The 19,109-nt window shown below is 70.4% G+C and carries 23 protein-coding genes; 18 read left to right on the top strand and 5 right to left on the bottom strand.

The genetic code is table 11. From position 1 onward, the window contains the following. Positions 1–90: 90 nt before the first annotated feature. From C9E82_RS14370 to cysE, 17 genes are all read left to right on the top strand, one after another. Positions 91–1,275 (top strand): phage portal protein, encoded by a 1,185-nt coding sequence (locus tag C9E82_RS14370; RefSeq protein ID WP_119901036.1) that lies wholly within the window; start codon positions 91–93, stop codon positions 1,273–1,275. Continuing rightward, complete coding sequence (locus tag C9E82_RS14365) at positions 1,268–1,510, top strand: GTA head formation protein, RCAP_rcc01685 family (protein ID WP_240643705.1); 243 nt, start codon at positions 1,268–1,270, stop codon at positions 1,508–1,510. The genes C9E82_RS14370 and C9E82_RS14365 overlap by 8 nt, the downstream gene beginning before the upstream one ends. A gap of 3 nt (positions 1,511–1,513) precedes the next feature. Then, entirely contained in the window at positions 1,514–2,044 is a 531-nt protein-coding gene (locus C9E82_RS14360) for an HK97 family phage prohead protease (RefSeq protein ID WP_119901037.1), read from the top strand. A 116-nt stretch (positions 2,045–2,160) separates the two neighbouring features. Further along, positions 2,161–3,324: a phage major capsid protein gene (locus C9E82_RS14355; protein WP_119901038.1), complete on the top strand. Its 1,164-nt coding sequence runs from the start codon at positions 2,161–2,163 to the stop codon at positions 3,322–3,324. 191 nt (positions 3,325–3,515) lie between these two features. Next, positions 3,516–4,130, top strand: a complete 615-nt coding sequence (locus tag C9E82_RS14350) for a head-tail connector protein (protein ID WP_119901039.1) — start codon at positions 3,516–3,518, stop codon at positions 4,128–4,130. Beyond that, on the top strand, positions 4,130–4,468 hold the full coding sequence (locus tag C9E82_RS14345) for a head-tail adaptor protein (RefSeq protein WP_119901040.1): 339 nt from the start codon (positions 4,130–4,132) through the stop codon (positions 4,466–4,468). Before C9E82_RS14350 ends, C9E82_RS14345 begins: the two co-directional genes overlap by 1 nt. Continuing rightward, the gene (locus C9E82_RS14340) at positions 4,465–4,884 is read left to right on the top strand and encodes a DUF3168 domain-containing protein (protein ID WP_119901041.1); all 420 of its coding nucleotides are present in this window, start codon (positions 4,465–4,467) and stop codon (positions 4,882–4,884) included. The genes C9E82_RS14345 and C9E82_RS14340 overlap by 4 nt, the downstream gene beginning before the upstream one ends. A gap of 12 nt (positions 4,885–4,896) precedes the next feature. Beyond that, positions 4,897–5,310: a phage major tail protein, TP901-1 family gene (locus C9E82_RS14335; RefSeq protein WP_119901042.1), complete on the top strand. Its 414-nt coding sequence runs from the start codon at positions 4,897–4,899 to the stop codon at positions 5,308–5,310. Next, positions 5,310–5,624 carry a GTA-gp10 family protein gene (locus tag C9E82_RS14330; protein WP_119901043.1) on the top strand — a complete coding sequence of 105 codons (315 nt, stop codon included), beginning with the start codon at positions 5,310–5,312 and terminating at the stop codon, positions 5,622–5,624. Before C9E82_RS14335 ends, C9E82_RS14330 begins: the two co-directional genes overlap by 1 nt. Next, positions 5,621–5,845 carry a rcc01693 family protein gene (locus C9E82_RS14325; protein ID WP_122449310.1) on the top strand — a complete coding sequence of 75 codons (225 nt, stop codon included), beginning with the start codon at positions 5,621–5,623 and terminating at the stop codon, positions 5,843–5,845. Before C9E82_RS14330 ends, C9E82_RS14325 begins: the two co-directional genes overlap by 4 nt. Before the next feature lie 63 nt (positions 5,846–5,908). After that, positions 5,909–6,514 (top strand): phage tail tape measure protein, encoded by a 606-nt coding sequence (locus C9E82_RS14320; RefSeq protein WP_240643673.1) that lies wholly within the window; start codon positions 5,909–5,911, stop codon positions 6,512–6,514. A gap of 12 nt (positions 6,515–6,526) precedes the next feature. Further along, complete coding sequence (locus C9E82_RS14315; RefSeq protein WP_119900631.1) at positions 6,527–7,159, top strand: DUF2460 domain-containing protein; 633 nt, start codon at positions 6,527–6,529, stop codon at positions 7,157–7,159. After that, entirely contained in the window at positions 7,156–7,989 is an 834-nt protein-coding gene (locus tag C9E82_RS14310) for a DUF2163 domain-containing protein (RefSeq protein WP_119900630.1), read from the top strand. Before C9E82_RS14315 ends, C9E82_RS14310 begins: the two co-directional genes overlap by 4 nt. Further along, positions 7,982–8,407 carry a C40 family peptidase gene (locus C9E82_RS14305; RefSeq protein WP_119900629.1) on the top strand — a complete coding sequence of 142 codons (426 nt, stop codon included), beginning with the start codon at positions 7,982–7,984 and terminating at the stop codon, positions 8,405–8,407. Before C9E82_RS14310 ends, C9E82_RS14305 begins: the two co-directional genes overlap by 8 nt. A 22-nt stretch (positions 8,408–8,429) precedes the next feature. Beyond that, positions 8,430–12,314: a baseplate multidomain protein megatron gene (locus tag C9E82_RS14300; RefSeq protein ID WP_119900628.1), complete on the top strand. Its 3,885-nt coding sequence runs from the start codon at positions 8,430–8,432 to the stop codon at positions 12,312–12,314. After that, entirely contained in the window at positions 12,301–13,014 is a 714-nt protein-coding gene (locus C9E82_RS14295; RefSeq protein WP_119900627.1) for a DUF2793 domain-containing protein, read from the top strand. The genes C9E82_RS14300 and C9E82_RS14295 overlap by 14 nt, the downstream gene beginning before the upstream one ends. Before the next feature lie 90 nt (positions 13,015–13,104). Beyond that, entirely contained in the window at positions 13,105–13,929 is an 825-nt protein-coding gene (cysE, locus tag C9E82_RS14290) for a serine O-acetyltransferase (protein WP_119900626.1), read from the top strand. Here cysE and C9E82_RS14285 read toward each other — a convergent pair. Next, positions 13,926–14,984 carry a quinone-dependent dihydroorotate dehydrogenase gene (locus C9E82_RS14285; protein ID WP_119900625.1) on the bottom strand — a complete coding sequence of 353 codons (1,059 nt, stop codon included), beginning with the start codon at positions 14,982–14,984 and terminating at the stop codon, positions 13,926–13,928. The two genes, cysE and C9E82_RS14285, sit on opposite strands and share 4 nt — an antisense overlap. Further along, positions 14,981–15,316, bottom strand: a complete 336-nt coding sequence (locus C9E82_RS14280) for a DUF952 domain-containing protein (protein ID WP_119900624.1) — start codon at positions 15,314–15,316, stop codon at positions 14,981–14,983. Before C9E82_RS14280 ends, C9E82_RS14285 begins: the two co-directional genes overlap by 4 nt. A 155-nt stretch (positions 15,317–15,471) precedes the next feature. Here C9E82_RS14280 and C9E82_RS14275 point away from each other — a divergent pair, with 155 nt between their 5' ends. Continuing rightward, positions 15,472–17,073, top strand: a complete 1,602-nt coding sequence (locus C9E82_RS14275; RefSeq protein ID WP_119900623.1) for a bifunctional metallophosphatase/5'-nucleotidase — start codon at positions 15,472–15,474, stop codon at positions 17,071–17,073. Here the strand turns inward: C9E82_RS14275 and C9E82_RS14270 are convergent. The 3 genes from C9E82_RS14270 to C9E82_RS14260 all read right to left on the bottom strand — a co-directional run. Then, positions 17,066–17,590: a GNAT family N-acetyltransferase gene (locus C9E82_RS14270; RefSeq protein WP_119900622.1), complete on the bottom strand. Its 525-nt coding sequence runs from the start codon at positions 17,588–17,590 to the stop codon at positions 17,066–17,068. The two genes, C9E82_RS14275 and C9E82_RS14270, sit on opposite strands and share 8 nt — an antisense overlap. A gap of 41 nt (positions 17,591–17,631) precedes the next feature. After that, positions 17,632–18,750, bottom strand: coding sequence for a Hint domain-containing protein (locus C9E82_RS14265; protein ID WP_240643672.1), 1,119 nt, complete (start codon positions 18,748–18,750; stop codon positions 17,632–17,634). 171 nt (positions 18,751–18,921) lie between these two features. Next, the coding region (locus C9E82_RS14260; RefSeq protein ID WP_119900620.1) for a helix-turn-helix domain-containing protein at positions 18,922–19,109 on the bottom strand (188 nt) is incomplete at its 5' end.

The raw sequence follows: 19,109 nt of genomic DNA, 5'->3' as shown, positions 1-19,109 counted from the left end.
CCCCCGGACCCCCCGAGGATATTTGGACCAAGATGAAAGGGGCTGTCCGGCGGGCGGCCCCTTTTTCGTGGGTGGCACATGGAGGCGAGCATGGCGTTTCGATTGTTTTCGCGGGAGGAGAAGGTTGCTCCTGCGCCGGAGGGGAAGGCCAGCGCGACCGGCCGGGTGGTGGCTTTCGCGAGCGGGGCCGGGCGGCCGGTCTGGTCGGCGCGGGACACGGGCAGCCTGACGCGGGGCGGTTTCGTGGGCAATCCGGTGGGGTTTCGGTCGGTCAAGCTGATCGCCGAGGCGGCGGCGGCGGTGCCGCTGGTCTGCGAGGATCGCGAGCGGCGCTATGACGTGCATCCGGTGCTGGACCTGCTGCGGCGGCCCAATCCGGGGCAGGGGCGGGCCGAACTGTTCGAGGCGCTGTTCGGGCAGATGCTGCTGTCCGGGAACGGCTATGTCGAGGCGGTGGGCCTGGGGGCCGCGGGCCTGCCGGAGGAGCTGCATGTCCTGCGCGCCGACCGGATGAGCATCGTGCCGGGCGCGGATGGCTGGCCGGTCGCCTATGAATATGCCGTGGGCGGGCGCAGGCATCGCTTCGACATGAGCGGCAGCCCCGATCCGATCTGCCATATCAAGAGCTTTCATCCGCAGGACGACCATTATGGGCTGTCGCCGATGCAGGCGGCGGCGGTGGCGCTGGATGTGCATAACAGCGCCTCGGCCTGGTCGAAGGCGCTGCTGGACAATGCGGCGCGGCCCAGTGGCGCGATCGTCTACAGGGGCGTGGACGGCCATGGGGTGCTGAGCCCCGAGCAATATGACCGGCTGGTGGGCGAGATCGAGATGAACCACCAGGGCGCGCGCAATGCCGGCCGGCCGATGCTGCTGGAAGGCGGGCTGGACTGGAAGCCGATGGGCTTCAGCCCCAGCGACATGGAGTTCCACGCCACCAAGCTGTCGGCGGCGCGCGAGATCGCGCTGGCCTTCGGGGTGCCGCCGATGCTGCTGGGGATTCCGGGGGATGCGACCTATGCCAATTACGCCGAGGCGCATCGGGCCTTCTATCGGCTGACGGTGCTGCCGCTGGTGACGCGGGTCGCGGCCTCGGTCGCCTGGTGGCTGTCCGAGCATCTGGGCGCCGAGGTCGATCTGCGGCCCGACCCGGACCGCATCCCGGCGCTGGCCGAGGAGCGGGACCAGCAGTGGAAGCGCGTCAGCGAGGCCGGCTTCCTGACCGATGCCGAGAAGCGCGCGCTGCTGGGGCTGCCGCCGCTGGCCGATGGATGAGCCGGTGGAGGGGTCGCGCTTCCTGCGGGATGGGATCTGGCACGACCAGCGCTTCGAGGCCCAGGAGCGGATCATGGCGCTGCAGTTCGGCGCCATGGAGAAGCGGCTGGAGCGGATCGAGGGGCTGATCGAGGGGCTGGAGCGGCGGCTGTGGATGACGGTCTATGGCGTTGTCGCCGTGATCCTGACCCAGGCCGTGCAGGGCATTCTGGAATATGCGCCGAAAGGAGGCTGAGGGATGGTTCCGGGACTTGAGGTGAAATTCGCGGGCGGGGCGCCGATCCTGTCCGAGGGGCATGTGATCGAGGGCTATGCCAGCCTGTTCGGGCTGACCGACCAGGGGGGCGACGCGGTATTGCCGGGCGCCTTCGCGGCCAGCCTGGCACGGCTGGCGGGCAAGGGCGACAGGGTGCGGATGCTGTGGCAGCACGACCCGACCCGGCCCATCGGCGTCTGGGACGAGATCCGCGAGGACGAGAAGGGGCTGTGGGTCAAGGGCCGGCTGCTGCCCGAGGTGGCGCAGGCCCGCGAGGCGGCGGCGCTGATCGGGGCCGGGGCGATCGAGGGGCTGTCGATCGGCTATCGCACGATCCGCGCGGAACGCGACCGCAAGGGGCGCCGCGCGCTGGCCGAGGTCGAGCTGTGGGAGGTGTCGCTGGTCACCTTCCCGATGCTGCCCGAGGCCAGGGTGGGCCGCAAGGAGGCCGAGGACCTGCGTGAGATGGCGGCGGTCTTCGCGGCGGCGGCCGAAGCGCTGCGCGCAGGGTGAGATTGCGGGTGCGCGCCGCGCGCCCGGAGGATTCGGACCGTTGCCCGGCGGCGGTCCGGAAGGCGGGGGCGGCCCTTTGCTGCGGGTCCCCCGATCATCGCGACGAGGAGAAGGCAATGACCGAGGTGAAACCCGCGGGCACGGACGGCACGTCCGTCGATCTCAAGGGGGCAATGCTTGGGTTCGTCAGCGAACTCAAGGGGTTTCGTGAGGATATTCAGATGAAGCTGCAAGCACAGGAAGAGCGTATGAACATGCTTGATCGCAAGACCGCCGTCCGGGGCCGCGCGCCCCTGTCCACCGTCGCCGAGACCGAGGTGCCGCATCGCAAGGCCTTCAACGCCTATCTGCGCAGCGGCGACGATGACGGTCTGCGCGGCCTGGTGATCGAGGAGAAGGGCCTGACGGTGGCCAGCGACGGCGGCTTCCTGGCCGCGCCGCAGGTGGCCGAGACGGTGCAGCGCGTGCTGCATGGGGGCGCCTCGCTGCGCCGGCTGGCGAATGTGGTGACGGTCGAAAGCTCGGTCTACGAGGTCCTGGTGGACAAGGGCGAGCTGGGCGCGGGCTGGGCCACCGAGGCCGATGCCGAGGAAGGCGCGGCGGGCGGCGTCGAGCGGATCTCGATCCCGGTCCACGAACTGTCGGCCATGCCCAAGGCCAGCCAGCGGCTGCTGGACGACGCGGCCTTCGACGTGGAAGCCTGGCTGGCCGAGCGCATCGCGGACAGGTTCTCTCGTGCCGAGGCCGCGGCCTTCGTCACCGGCGACGGCGTCGCCAAGCCGCGCGGCATCCTGTCCTATCCGACCGCCCCGGCGGGTTCGGCCTCGGACGGGCAGATCGGCGTGGTCCAGACCGGGGCCATGGGCGGCTTCCCGGAAGAAGCGCCGGCGGATTCGCTGATCGACCTGATCTATGCGCTGGGGGCCGAATACCGTGCCAATGCCAGCTTCGTGATGAATTCGAAGACCGCCGCGATGGTGCGCAAGATGAAGGATGCCGAGGGCCGCTTCCTGTGGTCGGACGCGCTGAATGCCGGCCAGTCGGCGCAGCTGCTGGGCTATCCGGTGCTGATCAGCGAGGACATGCCGGATGTCGACATCGACAGCATCTCGATCGCCTTCGGCGATTTCCGCGCCGCCTACACGATCGTCGAGCGCCCCGACCTGCGGGTGCTGCGCGATCCGTTCAGCGCCAAGCCGCATGTGCTGTTCTATGCCACCAAGCGCGTCGGCGGCGGCGTGACCGATTTCCGCGCCGTCAAGCTGCTGCAGTTCGCCTGACCCTTCGGGATCGGGCGAGGGGCGGGGACGCGCGCGGTGCCGGTCGTTCCGGCTTTGCAACTGTCCGCGCGGCTGATGGCTGGCGCGCGGGCGCGTTCCCGCCCCGATGGCTTGGTGATCCGGGGGCCCCGCGCGGGGCCTTCGGCCTTTCTAGGTGGATGTGGCGGACGGCAGGACGGGAGGTTCGCGAGATGATGCTGATCGAGGAAACGGCGCCTGCGGCGGAGGCGCTGCCTGTCGCCGCATTGCGCGATCATTTGCGGCTGGGCACGGGGTTCGGGATCGCCGAGGACCCGGCCGAGACGGCCGCCCTGGCCGGGTTCCTGCGCGCCGCGATCGCCACGATCGAGGCGCGGACGGGCAAGGTGCTGCTGGTGCGGCGCTTCCGGATGCAGCTGGACGACTGGCGCGACCGGCTGGGGCAGTCCCTGCCGCTGGCGCCGGTCCTGTCGGTCGAGGGGATCGAGATCGACGATGGCGAGGGCCGGGTGACGCAGCTGCCCGAAAGCAGCTGGCGGCTGGTGCCGGACAGCCAGCGGCCGATGATCCTGCCCAGGGGGGTGATCCTGCCCCATGTGCCGCGGCGCGGCTTCGTGACCCTGCGGTTCACCGCCGGTTTCGGCGCCTCCTGGGGCGATGTTCCGGCGGACCTGGCGCAGGCGGTGCTGATGCTGGCGGCGCGTTATTACGAGGACCGCAGCTATGAGGGGTCGCGCGCGGCGATGCCCTTCGGGGTCAGCGCGCTGATCGAGAAATGGCGCGCGGTGCGCACCCTGGCGGGCCGCGGCGGCCGGGAGCTGCGCTGATGGGCGCGCCTCGGCTGAACCTGCGGCTGGCGCTGGAACATCCCGACCGCGAGGGCGACGGGATCGGCGGCTATCGCGTCACCTGGCGGCGGCTGGGCTTTCTGTGGGCCGAGGTCCGGGCCGGTTCCGGGCGCGAAACGCAGGGCGAGGTCGGCGCGCAAAGCGTCGTCACCTGGCGCATCACCCTGCGCGGCGCGCCCGACGGCGATCCGCGCAGGCCCCGGCCCGGCCAGCGCTTCCGGCTGGAGCGGCGGCTGTTCCTGATCGAGGCGGTGGCGGAAAGCGACGCCTCGGGGCGCTGGCTGACCTGCTTTGCAAGAGAGGAGGACCTGGCATGAGCTGTGCCGCTTCCATGGCGCTTCAGGGCGCGGTCTACCAGCACCTGCGCGCCGATCCGACGCTGGCCGGGCTGGTGGGCGACGCGATCTTCGACGCCATGCCGGTCGAGGCCCCCGAGGGGGTCTATGTCTCGCTTGGCCCCGAGGATGTCCGCGATGCGGGCGATGTCTCGGCGGCGGGCGCGCAGCATGATTTCGTGGTCTCGGTGCTGTCGGGCGCCAGCGAGAGCGGCGGCTTCGGCGCGGTGAAGGCCGCGGCCCAGGCGGTCGCCGATGCGCTGGAAGGCGGCGGGCTGGTCTTGGATCGCGGGCATCTGGCGGGCCTGTGGTTCCTGCGCGCGCGGGCGCGGCGGGTGGAAAACAGCGCGGCGCGGCGGGTCGACCTGACCTTTCGCGCGCGGATCGATCTTGGCTGAGGAGTGGGACCAATGGCTGTGCAGAACGGACGCGATCTGCTGATCAAGATGGACATGACCGGGGACGGCGCCTTCGAGACCGTGGCGGGGCTGCGCGCCTCGCGGCTGTCCTTCAACGCCGAAACGGTGGATGTGACCAGCCTGGAAAGCGCCGGTGGCTGGCGCGAATTGCTGGGCGGCGCGGGGGTGCGCAGCGCCTCGATCTCGGGGTCGGGGGTGTTTCGCGACGCCGATACCGACGGGCGGGCGCGGCAGATCTTCTTCGACGCCGAGGTGCCGCGCTTCCAGGTGGTGATCCCCGATTTCGGCACCATCGAGGGGCCCTTCCAGATCACCGGGCTGGAATATTCGGGCAGCTACAACGGCGAGGCCACCTATGAGCTGTCGCTGGCCTCGGCCGGGGCGCTGAGCTTCGTGGCGCTGTGATGGCCAATCCGCATCGGGGCGAGGTCGAGCTGGTCCTGGACGGCCAGCGTCACGTCGCCCGGCTGACCCTGGGCGCGCTGGCCGAGCTGGAGCAGGAGCTGGCGGAGGAGAGCATGATCGCGCTGATCGAGCGCTTCGAGGCCGGGCGCTTTCGCAGCCGCGACGTGCTGGCGGTGCTGGTCGCGGGGCTGCGCGGCGGCGGCTGGCAGGGCGGCGCGGGCGATCTGCTGACGGTCGAGATCGGTGGCGGCGCAAGTGCCGCCGCGCGGGCGGCGGCCGAATTGCTGGCGCGCGCCTTCCGGGGCGCGGCATGACGGACGGCCCGCGCGGGCTGGACTGGGCGGGGCTGATGCGCGCGGGGATCCGGGGGCTGGGGCTGCGCCCGGCCGAATTCTGGGCGCTGACCCCGGCCGAGCTGGCGCTGATGCTGGGGGTCGAGGCCGGGGGCGCCCAGATGAGCCGCGCGCGGCTGGCGGAACTGGCGGCGCGCTATCCCGACCGGCCGTTGCGGCCGGGCGGGGCCGAGGCAGAGTGAGGGACAAGCGACATGGCGAACAAGGACGGTTTCGGAAACGCCCTGGACCGGCTGGACGAGAACATGGCCGGCAATGGCCGCGTCACCGCCGAATTCGAGGCGGAACTGGCGCGGCTACGGCAGTCGATGATCCTGACCAGCCGCGAGGTGGGCACGCTGAGCGGCGGCATCGAGCGCGGATTGCGCCGGGCCTTCGACGGGCTGATCTTCGACGGTCTGAAGCTGTCGGATGCCTTGAAGAATATCGGGCAATCCATTGCGAATACGGTCTATTCCATCGCCATGCGCCCGGTGGGGCAGGCGGTGGCGGGCACGCTGGCCGGGGGGCTGAACTCCATGCTGTCGGGGGCCTTGCCCTTCGCGCAGGGCGGCGCCTTCCTGCAGGGGCGGGTCATGCCCTTTGCCAGGGGCGGCGTCGTCAGCGAGCCCACGCATTTCCCGATGCGCGGCGCCACCGGGCTGATGGGCGAGGCCGGTCCCGAGGCGATCATGCCGCTGAAGCGCGGCGCCGACGGACGGCTGGGGGTCGCGGCCTCGGGCCAGGGCGCGCGGCCGGTCAATGTCACCATCAATGTCAGCACGCCCGACGTGGCGGGCTTCCAGCGCAGCCAGTCGCAGATCGCCGCCCAGCTTGGCCGCGTGCTGTCGCGCGGCGATCGTAATGCGTGAAGGGGAAAGAGCATGGCGTTTCACGAGGTAAGATTTCCCGCGAACCTGTCCTTCGGCTCGATCGGCGGGCCCGAGCGGCGGACCGAGATCGTCACCCTGTCGAACGGTTTCGAGGAGCGCAACACACCCTGGGCCCATGCGCGGCGACGCTATGACGCGGGGATGGGGCTGCGCTCGCTGGACGATCTGGCGGCGCTGGTGGCGTTCTTCGAGGCGCGGGCCGGGCAGCTGCACGGGTTTCGCTGGAAGGACTGGTCGGATTATAAAAGCAGCCCGCCCTCGCGCGATCCGGTCTTCGACGACCAGGAGATCGCGCGGGGCGACGGCCAGACGGTGACCTTTGCGCTGACCAAGGCCTATGCCTCGGGGCCGTCGCGCTATCAGCGCCCGATCACCAAGCCGGTGGCGGGCTCGGTCCGGGCCGGGGTGGGCGGCGACGAGCTGTTCTTCGAGGATCACTATGTCGTCGACCACGATACCGGCCTGATCACCTTCCACGAGGCCCCCGAGCCCGGCGCGGCAGTCACGGCGGGTTACGAATTCGACGTGCCGGTGCGTTTCGACACGGACCGGATCACGGTCTCGGTGGCCTCGTTCCAGGCCGGGGAGATGCCGCAGATCCCGGTTGTGGAGGTGCGGATATGACCACCACGACGATTGCCCGCGCCTGGTCGGTCCTGCGCCGCGACGGCTTGCGGCTGGGCTTTACCGATCACGACGCGGCGCTGCATTTCGAGGGGCTGCGCTTTCGCCCCGACAGCGGGCTGAGCGCGCGGGCGCTGATGCAGGGGACCGGCCTTGCGGTGGACAATACCGAGGCCGAGGGTGCCCTGAGCGACGATGCCATCACCGAGCGCGACCTGATGGCGGGGCGCTGGGACGGGGCGGAACTGCGCCTGTGGGAGGTGGACTGGCGCGACGTGACCCGGCGGCGGCTGGTGTTTCGCGGCACGCTGGGAGAGGTGACGCGGGCCTCGGGCGCCTTTCGCGCGGAACTGCGCGGGCTGACCGAGGCGCTGAACGCGCCGCAGGGGCGGGTCTATCATCCGCGCTGCTCGGCCGTCCTGGGGGATGGGGCCTGCGGGCTGGCGCTGACCGCCGAGAACCACCACCACGAGATCGCCGTGGAGAGCCGCGAGGAAGGCCGGCTGCTGCGCTTCGCCGGCTTTCCGGGCTTCGATGCGGGCTGGTTCGAGCATGGCCTGCTGCTGATGCTGGGCGGCCCGGCCGAGGGGCTGAAATCGGCGGTCAAGAACGACGTGGCGCAGCCGGGCGGGCGGCGCGAGATCGAGCTGTGGGAGCCGCTGGCGATCCTGCCCGAGGCCGGGGACATGGCGCGGCTGGTGGTCGGCTGCGACAAGCGTGCCGCGACCTGCCGCGCGAAGTTCAGCAATTTCCTGAACTTCCGCGGGTTTCCTCATCTTCCGGGCGAGGACTGGCTGATGGCGCCGCAAGCCGGGGGGCGGCATGGCTGAGGATGTCGTCGCCATCGCCCGGCGCTGGATCGGGACGCCCTATGTCCATCAGGCCAGCCGCTGCGGCGCGGGCGCGGATTGCCTGGGGCTGATCCGCGGCATCTGGCGCGCACGATATGGGTCGGAACCCGAGGCGCCGCCGGCCTATACGCCCGACTGGGGCGAATGCGGCGGGCAGGAGGTGCTGATGGCCGCAGCCCTGCGGCATCTGCTGCCGGTGGCGGAAGAGCCCCTGGCGCCGGGCCAGGTGCTGCTGTTCCGGATGCGGCAGGGGGCCGTCGCCAAGCATCTGGGCGTCCTGTCCGTGGCGGGCGCGGCGCCGGGCTTCATCCATGCCTATAGTCGCCGCGGGGTCGTCGAAAGCCCGCTGAGCGCGCCCTGGCGGGCCCGCATCGCGGCGCGTTTCCGATTTCCGTGAATTCCAGAAGAAGGAGGCCGCGATGGCCACGATAGTGCTTTCCGCCGTCGGCGCGTCGATCGGTGGCGGTTTCGGCGGGGCCGTCCTGGGCCTGTCGGGCGCGGTCATCGGCCGTGCCGTGGGCGCCACGGTCGGCCGGGCCATCGACCAGCGGCTTCTGGGCGGCGGCGCGAAGGCGGTCGAGACCGGCCGCATCGACCGGCTGCGCCTGCAGAGCGCGGGCGAGGGCACGGCGATCCCGCGCCTCTGGGGGCAGATGCGGCTGCCGGGACATGTCATCTGGGCCTCGCCGCTGGAGGAGATCGCGCGGCGGCAGGGCGGAGGCGGCAAGGGCGCGCCGCAGCCGTCGGTGACCGAGATCAGCTATCGCCTGTCGGTCGCGCTGGCCCTGTGCGAGGGGCGCATCCTGGGCGTCGGCCGGGTCTGGGCGGATGGCGAGGAGATCGCCGCGCGCGACCTGAACATGCGGGTCTATCCGGGCGACGAGGAGCAGATGCCCGACCCGGCGATTGCGGCGCTGGAGGGGGCCGCCGCGCCCGCCTATCGCGGCACCGCCTATGTCGTGCTGGAGGACCTGCATCTGGAGCGCTGGGGCAACCGGATGCCGCAGCTGAGCTTCGAGGTCACGCGCCCGGCGCAGGACGGGACCGGCCTGCCCGCCGATGTGCGGGCGGTGGCGATGATACCGGGAACGGGCGAATATTCGCTGGCGACGACGCCGGTGACGGTGGATCTGGGCCTGGGCGAGAGCCGCTCGATCAATCTCAACACGCCGATGGGCGGGACGGATTTCGCCGTGTCCATGGAGGTGCTGGGGCGGGAATTGCCGAATGTCGGCTCGGTGTCGCTGGTGGTGTCCTGGTTCGGCAGCGACCTGCGGATCGGGCATTGCCGGGTGCAGCCGAAAGTCGAGCATGTCGCCCATGACGGGGCGGAAATGCCGTGGCGTGCGGGCGGGATCGGCCGTGCCGCGGCCGCCGAGGTGGCGCAGGTGAACGGCGCGCCCATCTATGGCGGCACGCCGTCCGACCAGTCGGTGATCGAGGGGCTGCGGGCGATCGCCGCCTCGGGGCGCAAGGCGGTCTTCTATCCCTTCATCCTGATGGAGCAGCTGGCCGGGAACGGTCTGCCCGACCCCTACGGCGCCGAGGAACAGCCGGTCATGCCCTGGCGCGGGCGGATCACCACCGCGCTGGCGTCGGGGCAGGCGGGGTCGAGCGACGGCACCGCGGCGGCGGCGGCCGAGGTCGCGGCGTTCTTCGGCACGGCCTCGGCCGCCGATTTCACGCGCTCGGGCGAGCGGGTGGACTATCACGGGCCGGCTGAATGGTCCTATCGCCGCTTCATCCTGCATTACGCGCATCTCTGCGCGGCGGCGGGAGGGATCGACGCCTTCCTGATCGGGTCCGAGATGATCGGCATGACCCAGATCCGCGGCGCCGGGAACGGCTATCCCGCCGTGGCGGCGCTGCGGCAGCTGGCGGCTGACGTGCGCGGCATTCTGGGGCCTTCGGTCAAGATCGGCTATGCGGCGGACTGGTCGGAATATTTCGGCCACCATCCCGGCGATGGCGAGCTGTTCTTCCACCTGGACCCGCTGTGGGCCGATGACAATATCGACTTCATCGGCATCGACAACTACATGCCGCTGTCGGACTGGCGCGACGGCGGCGATCACCTGGACGCGCCTTGGGGGCGGATCGACAATCACGACTATCTGCTGTCCAACGTGGCGGGGGGCGAGGGGTTCGACTGGTTCTATGCCTCGGACGCGGATCGCGATGCGCAGGTCAGGACGCCGATCACCGACGGCGCCCATGACGAGGCCTGGGTCTGGCGCTACAAGGACCTGAAGAGCTGGTGGCAGAACCTGCATTACGACCGGCCCGGCGGGGTCCGCTCGCAGCAGGCGACGGGTTGGGTGCCGGGCTCGAAGCCGGTCTGGTTTACCGAGATCGGCTGCGCGGCGCTGGACAAGGCCACGAACCAACCCAACAAGTTCCTGGACGCGATGAGTTCGGAAAGCACGCTGCCCTGGTATTCGGAGGGGCGGCGCAATGACGCGTTGCAGGCGGCCTATGTCCGGGCGGTGGTGGCGCATTGGGACGATCCGAAGAACAACCCGCCGATGGCGGGCGGCGGGCGCATGGTCGATACGGCGCGCAGCCATGTCTGGTGCTGGGACGCGCGGCCCTATCCGGCCTTCCCGAACCGGCGCGACCTGTGGTCGGACGGCCCGGCATGGGAGCGCGGGCATTGGCTGAACGGCCGCGCGGGGGCGGTGACGCTGGCCGCCTGCGTGCGCGACATCTGCCGCGCGGCGGGGGTCGGGGATGTCGATGTCGGCGGGCTGTCGGGCGTCGTGCGCGGTTACCTGCTGTCGGGGACGGAAAGCGCGCGGTCGGCGCTGCAGCCGCTGATGTTGGCGCATGGCTTCGATGCGGTGGAACGCGAGGGCGTGCTGCGCTTCGTCATGCGCGACGGCCTGCCGGTGGCGGCGATCGGGCCGCAGGACCTGGCCGTCAGCGCCGAGCTGGGCGGCTTCGAGGCGACCCGTTCGCCCGACCTGCAGCTGAGCGGGCGCATCCGGCTGAGCCATGTCGAGGCGGGGGCGGATTACGCGGTCTCGACCGCCGAGGTGATGCTGCCCGACCAGGACCAGCAGGCGGTGGCCGACAGCGAGTTTCCGATGCTGCTGACGCGGGCCGAGGGGCGAGCCATCGCCGAACGCTGGCTGGCCGAGGCGCAGATCGCGCGGGACACGGCGCGTTTCGCGCTGCCGCCCTCGCGCGCGGATCTGGGGCCGGGCGACGTGGTTGCCGTCGATCACGGCGCCGGCCGCGCGCATCTGTGGCGGATCGACCGGGCCGAGCGGGCCGGCGCGACCACCATCGAGGCGGTCCGGGTCGAGCCCGGCGCCTATCGCCCCGCGCTGAGCGTCGAGGATGACGGGCCGATCCGCCGCTATGTGCCGCCGATGCCGGTGATGCCGCTGTTCCTGGACCTGCCGCTGATGCGCGGCGACGAGGAGCCCCATGCGCCCTGGCTGGCGGCGACCGCGAAACCCTGGCCGGGCTCGGTGGCCGCCCATATGTCGCTGGAGGCCGAGGGCGGGTTCGAGCCGAACCTGGCGCTGTCGCGCCGCGCGGTGATCGGGCGCACCGAAACCCCGCTGGCGGCGGCGCGGCCGGGGGTGGTCGACCGCGGCGCGCCCTTGCGCATCCGGCTGAAGTCGGACGCGCTGTCCTCGGCCACCTGGCGGGGGATGCTGGCGGGGGCGAATGTGCTGGCCATCGGCGATGGCAGCACCGCCAACTGGGAGCTGATCCAGTTCCAGCGTGCCGAGCCGGTGGGCGAGGAGCTGTGGGAGATCCGCGACCGGCTGCGCGGCCAGGCGGGCACGGATGGCATCATGCCGCCATCCTGGCCCGAGGGTTCGCTGGTGGTGCTGATGGACGGCGCGCCGCAGCAGGTGAAGCTGCCGCCCTCGGCCCGCGGGCAGGAGCGGTTCTGGCGGATCGGCCCGGCCATGCGCGCCATCGACGATGCCAGCTATCGCAACCGCCGGACCGTGATCCGGGGGATCGGGCTGCGCCCCTATGCGCCCTGCCATCTGCGGCTGGAGGGCGCGCGGGTCAGCTGGATCCGGCGCACCCGGATCGGCGGCGACGGCTGGGACGGTCCCGACGTGCCGCTTGGCGAGGCGCGCGAGTCCTATCTGCTGCGTCTGGAACAGGGCGGCGCGGTCATCCACGAGGCCATGACCGCCGCGCCCGAACTTGTCCTGCCCGGCGCCGTCCTGGATGCGGCGCGCGCGGGCGGGGCCTTCACCATCGCCGTCGCCCAGCTTTCGCAAGAGTTCGGGGCGGGCCCGTTTGTCAGGAGGGAATTCGATGCCGATGAATGAGACCATGCGCCTGGGAATGCCGCTGCTGCTGCCCGCGCAGGCGCAGAAACATGTCACCGTGAACGAGGCGCTGATGCGGCTGGACGGCCAGGTCAACCTGGTGCTGCAGAGCGTCTCGGCCCAGGTCCCGCCCGAAGTGGCGATCGACGGCGCCTGCTGGGGCGTGCCGAATGGCGCGCAGGGCGCCTGGGCCGGGCAAGGCGGGCGGATCGCCATCGGTGCGAATGGCGGCTGGGTGTTCCAGCAGCCGGTGGCGGGGATGCGCGCCTTCATCGCCGATCGCGGCGTGGGGGCGATCCATGACGGCGCGGCCTGGGTCAGCGGCGCGGTGAGCCTTGGACTGCAGGGCTCGGCGCTGATCGCGGGCATGGCCGATGCCGAGGTGGATGTCGGCTCGGGGGCAAGTTTCGACAGCGGCCTGCTGATCCCGGCCGGCGCCATGGTCATCGGCGCGGTCGCCCGCGTCACCCAGGCGCTGACCGGCAGCCTGAGCAGCTGGCAGCTGGGAACCGAGGGGGCCGAGAACCGCTTCGGGCAGGGCCTGGGCACGGCCGAGGGGTCCTGGGCGCGGGGGATGCTGGGCGCGCCGATGACCTATTATTCGCCCGCCACGCTGATCATGACCGCGCAGGGCGGCAGTTTCGGCGGCGGCAGGGTCAGGCTGGCCGCGCATTGGTGGGAACTGCGCCTGCCCACCTGAGTCCTTCCGCCGATCCGTGCCCGCCCCTGCTTTTCCCTGCGGCTTTTCTGGTTTATCACGGTAGGCAGCAACAATGCGGGCGGGCCCGAAATGAACATGCAACATGCCGGCAAGAAGCCTCTGGAGCTGGACAAGGATGCGATCTGGTCGCAATTGCGCGACGAGGCGCGCGCGGCGGTTCGCGACGAGCCCCTGCTGGGCGCACTGATCCATGCGGGGCTGCTGCATCACCACAGCCTGGAAGCGGCGCTGGCCTATCGCTTCTCGCTGAAGCTCGCCTCGGGCGAGATGAGCGAGCAGATCCTGCGCGAGCTTGCCGACCAGGCCTATCGCGACACGCCGGCGCTGGGGGATGCGGCGCGGGCCGACCTGCTGGCGGTCTATGACCGCGATCCGGCGACCCACCGGCTGCTGCAGCCGATCCTGTTCTTCAAGGGCTTCCAGGCGCTGCAGGCCTATCGCATGGGGCATTGGTTGTGGCGCAAGGGGCGCCGCGACATGGCCTATTTCGTGCAGATGCGCTGCTCGGAATGCTTCGGGGTCGATATCCATCCGGCCGCGCAGATCGGCACGGGGGTGATGATCGACCATGCCCATTCCATCGTCATCGGCGAGACCGCGACCGTCGGCAACGATGTCTCGATGCTGCATTCGGTGACGCTTGGCGGCACCGGCAAGGAGGATGGCGACCGCCACCCGAAGATCGGCGACGGGGTGATGATCGGCGCGGGCGCCAAGGTGCTGGGCAATATCCGCATCGGCCATCATTCGCGGATCGCGGCCGGCTCGGTCGTGCTGCACGAGGTTCCGCCCTGCAAGACCGTGGCGGGCGTTCCCGCCAAGGTGATCGGGGATGCGGGCTGTTCCGAGCCCTCGCACAGCATGAACCAGCTTCTGGGGACGAACGACCTCTAGGCCCAGTCGCCCGCGCCGCTGCCCGTCAGTTCGGGCAGCGTCAGCCCCTCGCGTGCCAGCCGCGCGTCCAGTTCGCCTGCGATGGTGGCGGCCAGCGAGAACCCCTCGTAGATCAGCGCCGAATAGATCTGCACGGCGCTTGCGCCCGCGCGCAGCTTCTCCCATGCCTGATCGGCCGAGCCGATGCCGCCCACGCCGATCAGGGGGATCGCGCCGCCGGTTTCCCGCCACAGCCGCGCCAGCACCTGGGTCGAGCGTGCGAAAAGCGGCGCGCCCGACAGGCCGCCCGCCTGATCGCGCTGCGGATCGCGCAACCCGTCGCGCGACAGGGTCGTATTGGTGGCGATGATCGCCTGGACGCGGGTTTCGCGCGCCACGGCGGCGATGTCCGTAATGCCGGCATCGTCCAGGTCCGGCGCGATCTTCACGAAGACCGGCGGGCGGCGGACCAGCCGGTCGCGCGCCTCGATTACCCCTGCCAGCAATGCCGCCAGCGCCCGCGCGCCCTGCAGGTCGCGCAGCTTCTCGGTATTGGGCGAGGAGACGTTGACCGTCAGGAAATCGGCGCTGTCCCCGGCGATCCGCACCACTTCGGCGAAATCGGCGGCGCGGTCGGCGCTGTCCTTGTTCGCGCCGATGTTCAGCCCGACCGGAATGCCTGCGGGCCGGGCGGCAAGGCGCGCGGCGATCGCCTGGGCGCCCTCGTTGTTGAAGCCGAAGCGGTTGATGATCGCCCGGTCCGGGGTCAGGCGGAACAGCCGGGGCTTCGGATTGCCGGGCTGCGGCCGGGGGGTCGCGGCGCCGATCTCGACGAAGCCGAAGCCCGCCTTCATCAGCGCCGCCACGGCGCGGGCATTCTTGTCATAGCCCGCCGCCAGTCCGACCGGATTGGCAAGGGGCAGCCCCGCCAGGTGGGTGCGCAGCAGGTCGGAGGTGACGGGCGCGCCGGGCAGGGGCACCAGGCCCGCGGCCAGCGCCCTGATCGACAGGTCATGCGCCCGCTCGGGGTCCAGCCGGTGCAGCGCGGCCAGGCCCAGCCGCTCGATGATCCTCATTCCAGCTCTCCGGCGTCGTGCCGGCCCGCCTCGGGCACCAGCAGGCGCGTCCACAGCACGTCGGCCATGCGCAGCGGGCGATAGAGATGCGCGAACAGCGCCCCCCCACGCGCCGGTTCCCAGCGCAACTCGTCGGCCATCGTGTCGGCGTCGCAGGCCAGCAGGAACAGCTCTCCCTCACCCGCGAAATGCTTCGCCAGCGTGCCGGGCACCTGCCCGGCGGTCGAGAAATGGACGAAGCCGTCCGCGATGTCGGCGGGCGAGCCGGGCGTTTCGCCCTGCGCCTGCATCTCGGCCCATTCGGCGGGGCGGAAAATCTTGTAGATCAGCATGGCTGCATTTGCCGCCGCGGGACGGTCCGGGTCAAGGTCCCCTCTGTCGCGGCGGCGTCATTTCCCGATGCTATCCCGGTTGCGGCATTTGACCGCCGATGGGGGCTGGGCCAATCTGTCGGCATCAGTCCAACGGGGTAGAAAGGGAATCAGCCATGAAGCTTCGCCTTCTGACGGCCGTATCCGTGGCGGCGCTGCTGGCCGGGACGGCACAGGCCGAGACGGTGCTGCACATCCTGCACACGAATGACGTCCACAGCCGGATCGAGCAGATCAACAGTTCCGACAGCACCTGCGACGAGGAAACCGCACAGGCCGGCGAATGCTTCGGCGGGATCGCCCGGATCGCCGCGAAGATCAACGAGCTGCGCGACCAGATCACGGCGGATGGCGGCAATGTCATCGTGCTGGATGCGGGCGACCAGTATCAGGGCTCGCTGTTCTATACCACCTACAAGGGCGAGGAGGTCGTCGAGTTCATGAATGCCATCGGCTATGACGCGATGGCGGTCGGCAACCATGAATTCGACGATGGCAACGAGGGGCTGAACGTCCTGGCCGAGGGCGTGGAATTCCCGGTCCTGTCCTCGAACCTGGACCTGTCGCAGTCGAACCTGCTGAAGGGCAAGGTCGAGCGCACCACCGTGCTGGAGGTCGGCGACCAGAAGATCGGCCTCGTCTCGGCGCTGGCGATGGACACGCCCGAGACCGCCTCGCCCGGCCCCGACGTGATCTTCCTGGACGACGTGGAAGGCCTGAAGGCCGGGGTCGAGGAACTGACCGCGCAGGGCGTCGACAAGATCATCGCCCTGACCCATGTCGGCTATCTGCGCGACCAGCATTTCGCGGCCGAGGTGCCGGGGCTGGACGCCATCGTCGGCGGGCATTCCCACACGCTGCTGGGCGACATGGAGGGCGCCGAGGGTCCCTATCCGACGATGGTGGCCGGGCCGGAGGGGACCGAGGTGCCGGTGGTCCAGGCCTATGCCTATTCGAAATACCTGGGCCATCTGACCCTGACCTTCGACGACGAGGGGAACGTGACCGCGGTCGAGGGGCAGCCGATCCTGCTGGATGCCTCGGTCGAGCCCGATCCCGACCTGGCCGCCCGCGTGGTCGAGATGGCTGCCCCCATCGCCGAGCTGCGCGAGAAGGTCGTGGCCGAGACCGCCGCCCCGATCGACGGCGACCGCACCAATTGCCGGGCGCGCGAATGCGAGATGGGCACGCTGGTCGCGGATGCCATGCTGGAGCGGGTGAAGGATCAGGGCATCACCATCGCCATCGCGAATGGCGGCGGGCTGCGGGCCTCGATCGATGCCGGGCCGGTCACCATGGGCGAGGTCTATACCGTGCTGCCCTTCCAGAACACGCTGGCCACCTTCCAGCTGAAGGGCGCCGACGTGGTCGAGGCGCTGGAGAACGGCGCCAGCCAGTACGAGGAAGGCGCGGGCCGCTTCGCGCAGGTCGCCGGGCTGAAATACACCGTCGATCCCGCGGCCGAGCCGGGCAGCCGGATCAGCGACGTGCTGGTCGAGAAGGACGGCGAATGGGCCCCGATCGAGCCCGAGGAAACCTATGGGGTCGTCTCGAACAACTACATGCGCGCGGGCGGCGACGGCTATGCGGTCTTCGCGACCAAGGCCGAGAATGCCTATGATTTCGGCCCCGACCTGGCCGAGGTCCTGGCCGATTACCTGGCCGCGCAGGGGGCGAATTACGCGCCGAAGCTGGATGGGCGCATCACCGTCAGGTGACGCCTTCGGGCGGCTGGCGGTCCCGTTCCGAAGGGGCCGCCAGGTCCAGCGCCAGAAACACCGCGCCCGCGAGCGGGTTGTGGTAATAGGGGGCGGTCTCCGCAAAGCCCAGGCCGCGATAGACCGACAGCGCACCGGTCATCGTCGCCAGCGTGTCCAGCACCATCCGGCGATACCCGGCCGCGCGCGCCGCAGCGACGATCGCCTGGGCCAGCACCCGGCCCAGGCCCAGGCCGCGCGCCTCGGGGCGCAGGAACAGCCGCTTCATCTCGCAGGTGCCATTGCCAAGCGGCCGCATCGCGACGCAGCCCAGCACCATGCCACCGGCGGATTCGGCCAGCAGCGCGGCGCCCTCGGGCGGGGCGTATTTGCCGGGCAGGCCGGCCAGCTCGGCCTCGAAATCCTGAAAGCCCAGGTCCACCCCCAGCCCCTGCGCATAGAGGCGGAACAGCTCGCGCAGCGTCGCGGCATCTTCGGGAAAGCGTGCGGGGCGGATGGTGGTCGTGCTGTTCGTCATGGCGCGATTGTGACAAGCCCGCGCGCCGCGGGCAAGATCGCTCAGACGCCGTCCTCGACCAGGTCATGGGCATTGCGGGCGTGCCGTTCGGCCAGCTTGCGGCCTTCGCGTCCGCTCAGCAGCCGCCTTGCGCCGCGCGGCCGGAATTCGGGCGAGGCGAGTTCGGGGAACAGCGCGAAGATCTCGCGCCGCGCCGCCTCTCCGACCGATTCCATCGCCTGCGGGCCGGTGAACAGGCTTTCCGTCCAGGCCCCGTTCGAGCGCACCAGCTCGTGCCCGTCGAACAGCATGTGCCAATAGGTGACGCCCTCGGCCGGGTCGGTGGCCTCGATCCCCGGCAGCCCGATCAGGTGCTTGGCGGCGACGAGGATCTCGGGCTCGCCGAACATCCGCGCGGCGATCTTCGAGCGGATCAGGACCCGGTGCTGGGGCGAGACGGTCAGGTCCTGCGCCGGCAACCCGCAGCCCAGGGCGCCGGCGCGGATACGGATCGGGCGCAGGTTGGGCTGCAGGTCCAGCAGGCGCCGGTCCAGCCGGGTCGCGCCGATCCAGGCCAGCCAGCGCATCCCGTTGTCGCGGGTGCGGATCATGTCGCCGGGCGTCAACTGCTCGATCCGGCGCGGGCCAAGCTGCGTCTCGATCAGCGTGCCGGTGGTGAAGCAGGGGGCGCCCTGCTGGGCGTAGGGGATGGAGACGTCCGCCGCGGCGTTGACCACCTTGACGAAGCTGTAGGCTTTCGCCGGGTCGAAGGGAACGGTGTGCGGGGTCTGGCCGCCGCTATGGGGGATGATCAGGACGGCGGTCCGGCCCAGTTCGACGCCCACCTGCCCCGGTTCGGCCGCGCGCGGAAACAGCGCGTAATATTCATAGCCCTCGGGATCGCGGATGATCGTTCCGATATGGCTGGAAAGCCGGGTTCCCGCGGCGATCACGATGCTGCCGTTATGTCCGACGCTGACCGTCGAGGCGACCGTCTGCTGGTAGTCGGGCGAATATCGCTGCGCGTCGAAGACCGGATCGTCGTCGTCGATGGTGATCTCGCTCAGCTGCGGGTCGTGGAAGACGATGTTGCTGCCGGTGGATTGGCCACCCCAGGGAGCATGCGATCGCGGGGTGCCAGAGCCCACCGCGATCGCCTGCGAGACCGATAACACAGTCACCTTATACGCCATTGAACCACCCCATAGCTGTGCCCGGCTGATCCGGGTCCATCCGTGGAGGCCACAACACACCGGCCCCGTTTCCCGCCTAACGGGGAAAGGTTAATGGCTGGTTAACACGCGCAGGAATTGCATCTTTTTCCGAAAAACGACCGCATGGTTGCATCGGGATCAGGCATTGCCCCCGGCGCCCGTGCCGCGCTGGCGGTAAGGGGTGCTGCCATAGCGGGCCCGATAGCATTTCGAGAAATGCGACGGGCTTGAGAAGCCGGATGCGAGGGCGACCTCGATGACGGACATCTCGGTCTGCATCAGCAGGTTGCGGGCGCGGGCCAGGCGGGTCTCCATGTAATAGCGCT

Origin of the sequence: Paracoccus sigandri, assembly GCF_003709565.1 — a bacterium.
GTDB classification, from domain to species: Bacteria; Pseudomonadota; Alphaproteobacteria; order Rhodobacterales; family Rhodobacteraceae; genus Paracoccus; species Paracoccus siganidrum.
The sequence above is the reverse complement of the archived record's forward strand: the minus strand, read 5'-3'. Positions and strand labels throughout refer to the sequence as shown.

What these genes read in the sequence shown, in the direction of transcription:
- C9E82_RS14345 (WP_119901040.1), top strand. Translation starts at nt 4,130, where the DNA reads ATGGGCGCGCCTCGGCTGAACCTGCGGCTGGCGCTGGAACATCCCGAC.
- C9E82_RS14270 (WP_119900622.1), bottom strand. Translation starts at nt 17,590, where the DNA reads ATGACGAACAGCACGACCACCATCCGCCCCGCACGCTTTCCCGAAGAT.
- C9E82_RS14365 (WP_240643705.1), top strand. Translation starts at nt 1,268, where the DNA reads ATGGATGAGCCGGTGGAGGGGTCGCGCTTCCTGCGGGATGGGATCTGG.
- C9E82_RS14330 (WP_119901043.1), top strand. Translation starts at nt 5,310, where the DNA reads ATGGCCAATCCGCATCGGGGCGAGGTCGAGCTGGTCCTGGACGGCCAG.
- cysE (WP_119900626.1), top strand. Translation starts at nt 13,105, where the DNA reads ATGAACATGCAACATGCCGGCAAGAAGCCTCTGGAGCTGGACAAGGAT.
- C9E82_RS14320 (WP_240643673.1), top strand. Translation starts at nt 5,909, where the DNA reads ATGGCCGGCAATGGCCGCGTCACCGCCGAATTCGAGGCGGAACTGGCG.
- C9E82_RS14370 (WP_119901036.1), top strand. Translation starts at nt 91, where the DNA reads ATGGCGTTTCGATTGTTTTCGCGGGAGGAGAAGGTTGCTCCTGCGCCG.
- C9E82_RS14285 (WP_119900625.1), bottom strand. Translation starts at nt 14,984, where the DNA reads ATGAGGATCATCGAGCGGCTGGGCCTGGCCGCGCTGCACCGGCTGGAC.
- C9E82_RS14310 (WP_119900630.1), top strand. Translation starts at nt 7,156, where the DNA reads ATGACCACCACGACGATTGCCCGCGCCTGGTCGGTCCTGCGCCGCGAC.
- C9E82_RS14335 (WP_119901042.1), top strand. Translation starts at nt 4,897, where the DNA reads ATGGCTGTGCAGAACGGACGCGATCTGCTGATCAAGATGGACATGACC.
- C9E82_RS14360 (WP_119901037.1), top strand. Translation starts at nt 1,514, where the DNA reads ATGGTTCCGGGACTTGAGGTGAAATTCGCGGGCGGGGCGCCGATCCTG.
- C9E82_RS14305 (WP_119900629.1), top strand. Translation starts at nt 7,982, where the DNA reads ATGGCTGAGGATGTCGTCGCCATCGCCCGGCGCTGGATCGGGACGCCC.
- C9E82_RS14355 (WP_119901038.1), top strand. Translation starts at nt 2,161, where the DNA reads ATGACCGAGGTGAAACCCGCGGGCACGGACGGCACGTCCGTCGATCTC.
- C9E82_RS14300 (WP_119900628.1), top strand. Translation starts at nt 8,430, where the DNA reads ATGGCCACGATAGTGCTTTCCGCCGTCGGCGCGTCGATCGGTGGCGGT.
- C9E82_RS14350 (WP_119901039.1), top strand. Translation starts at nt 3,516, where the DNA reads ATGATGCTGATCGAGGAAACGGCGCCTGCGGCGGAGGCGCTGCCTGTC.
- C9E82_RS14280 (WP_119900624.1), bottom strand. Translation starts at nt 15,316, where the DNA reads ATGCTGATCTACAAGATTTTCCGCCCCGCCGAATGGGCCGAGATGCAG.
- C9E82_RS14275 (WP_119900623.1), top strand. Translation starts at nt 15,472, where the DNA reads ATGAAGCTTCGCCTTCTGACGGCCGTATCCGTGGCGGCGCTGCTGGCC.
- C9E82_RS14295 (WP_119900627.1), top strand. Translation starts at nt 12,301, where the DNA reads ATGCCGATGAATGAGACCATGCGCCTGGGAATGCCGCTGCTGCTGCCC.
- C9E82_RS14315 (WP_119900631.1), top strand. Translation starts at nt 6,527, where the DNA reads ATGGCGTTTCACGAGGTAAGATTTCCCGCGAACCTGTCCTTCGGCTCG.
- C9E82_RS14340 (WP_119901041.1), top strand. Translation starts at nt 4,465, where the DNA reads ATGAGCTGTGCCGCTTCCATGGCGCTTCAGGGCGCGGTCTACCAGCAC.
- C9E82_RS14325 (WP_122449310.1), top strand. Translation starts at nt 5,621, where the DNA reads ATGACGGACGGCCCGCGCGGGCTGGACTGGGCGGGGCTGATGCGCGCG.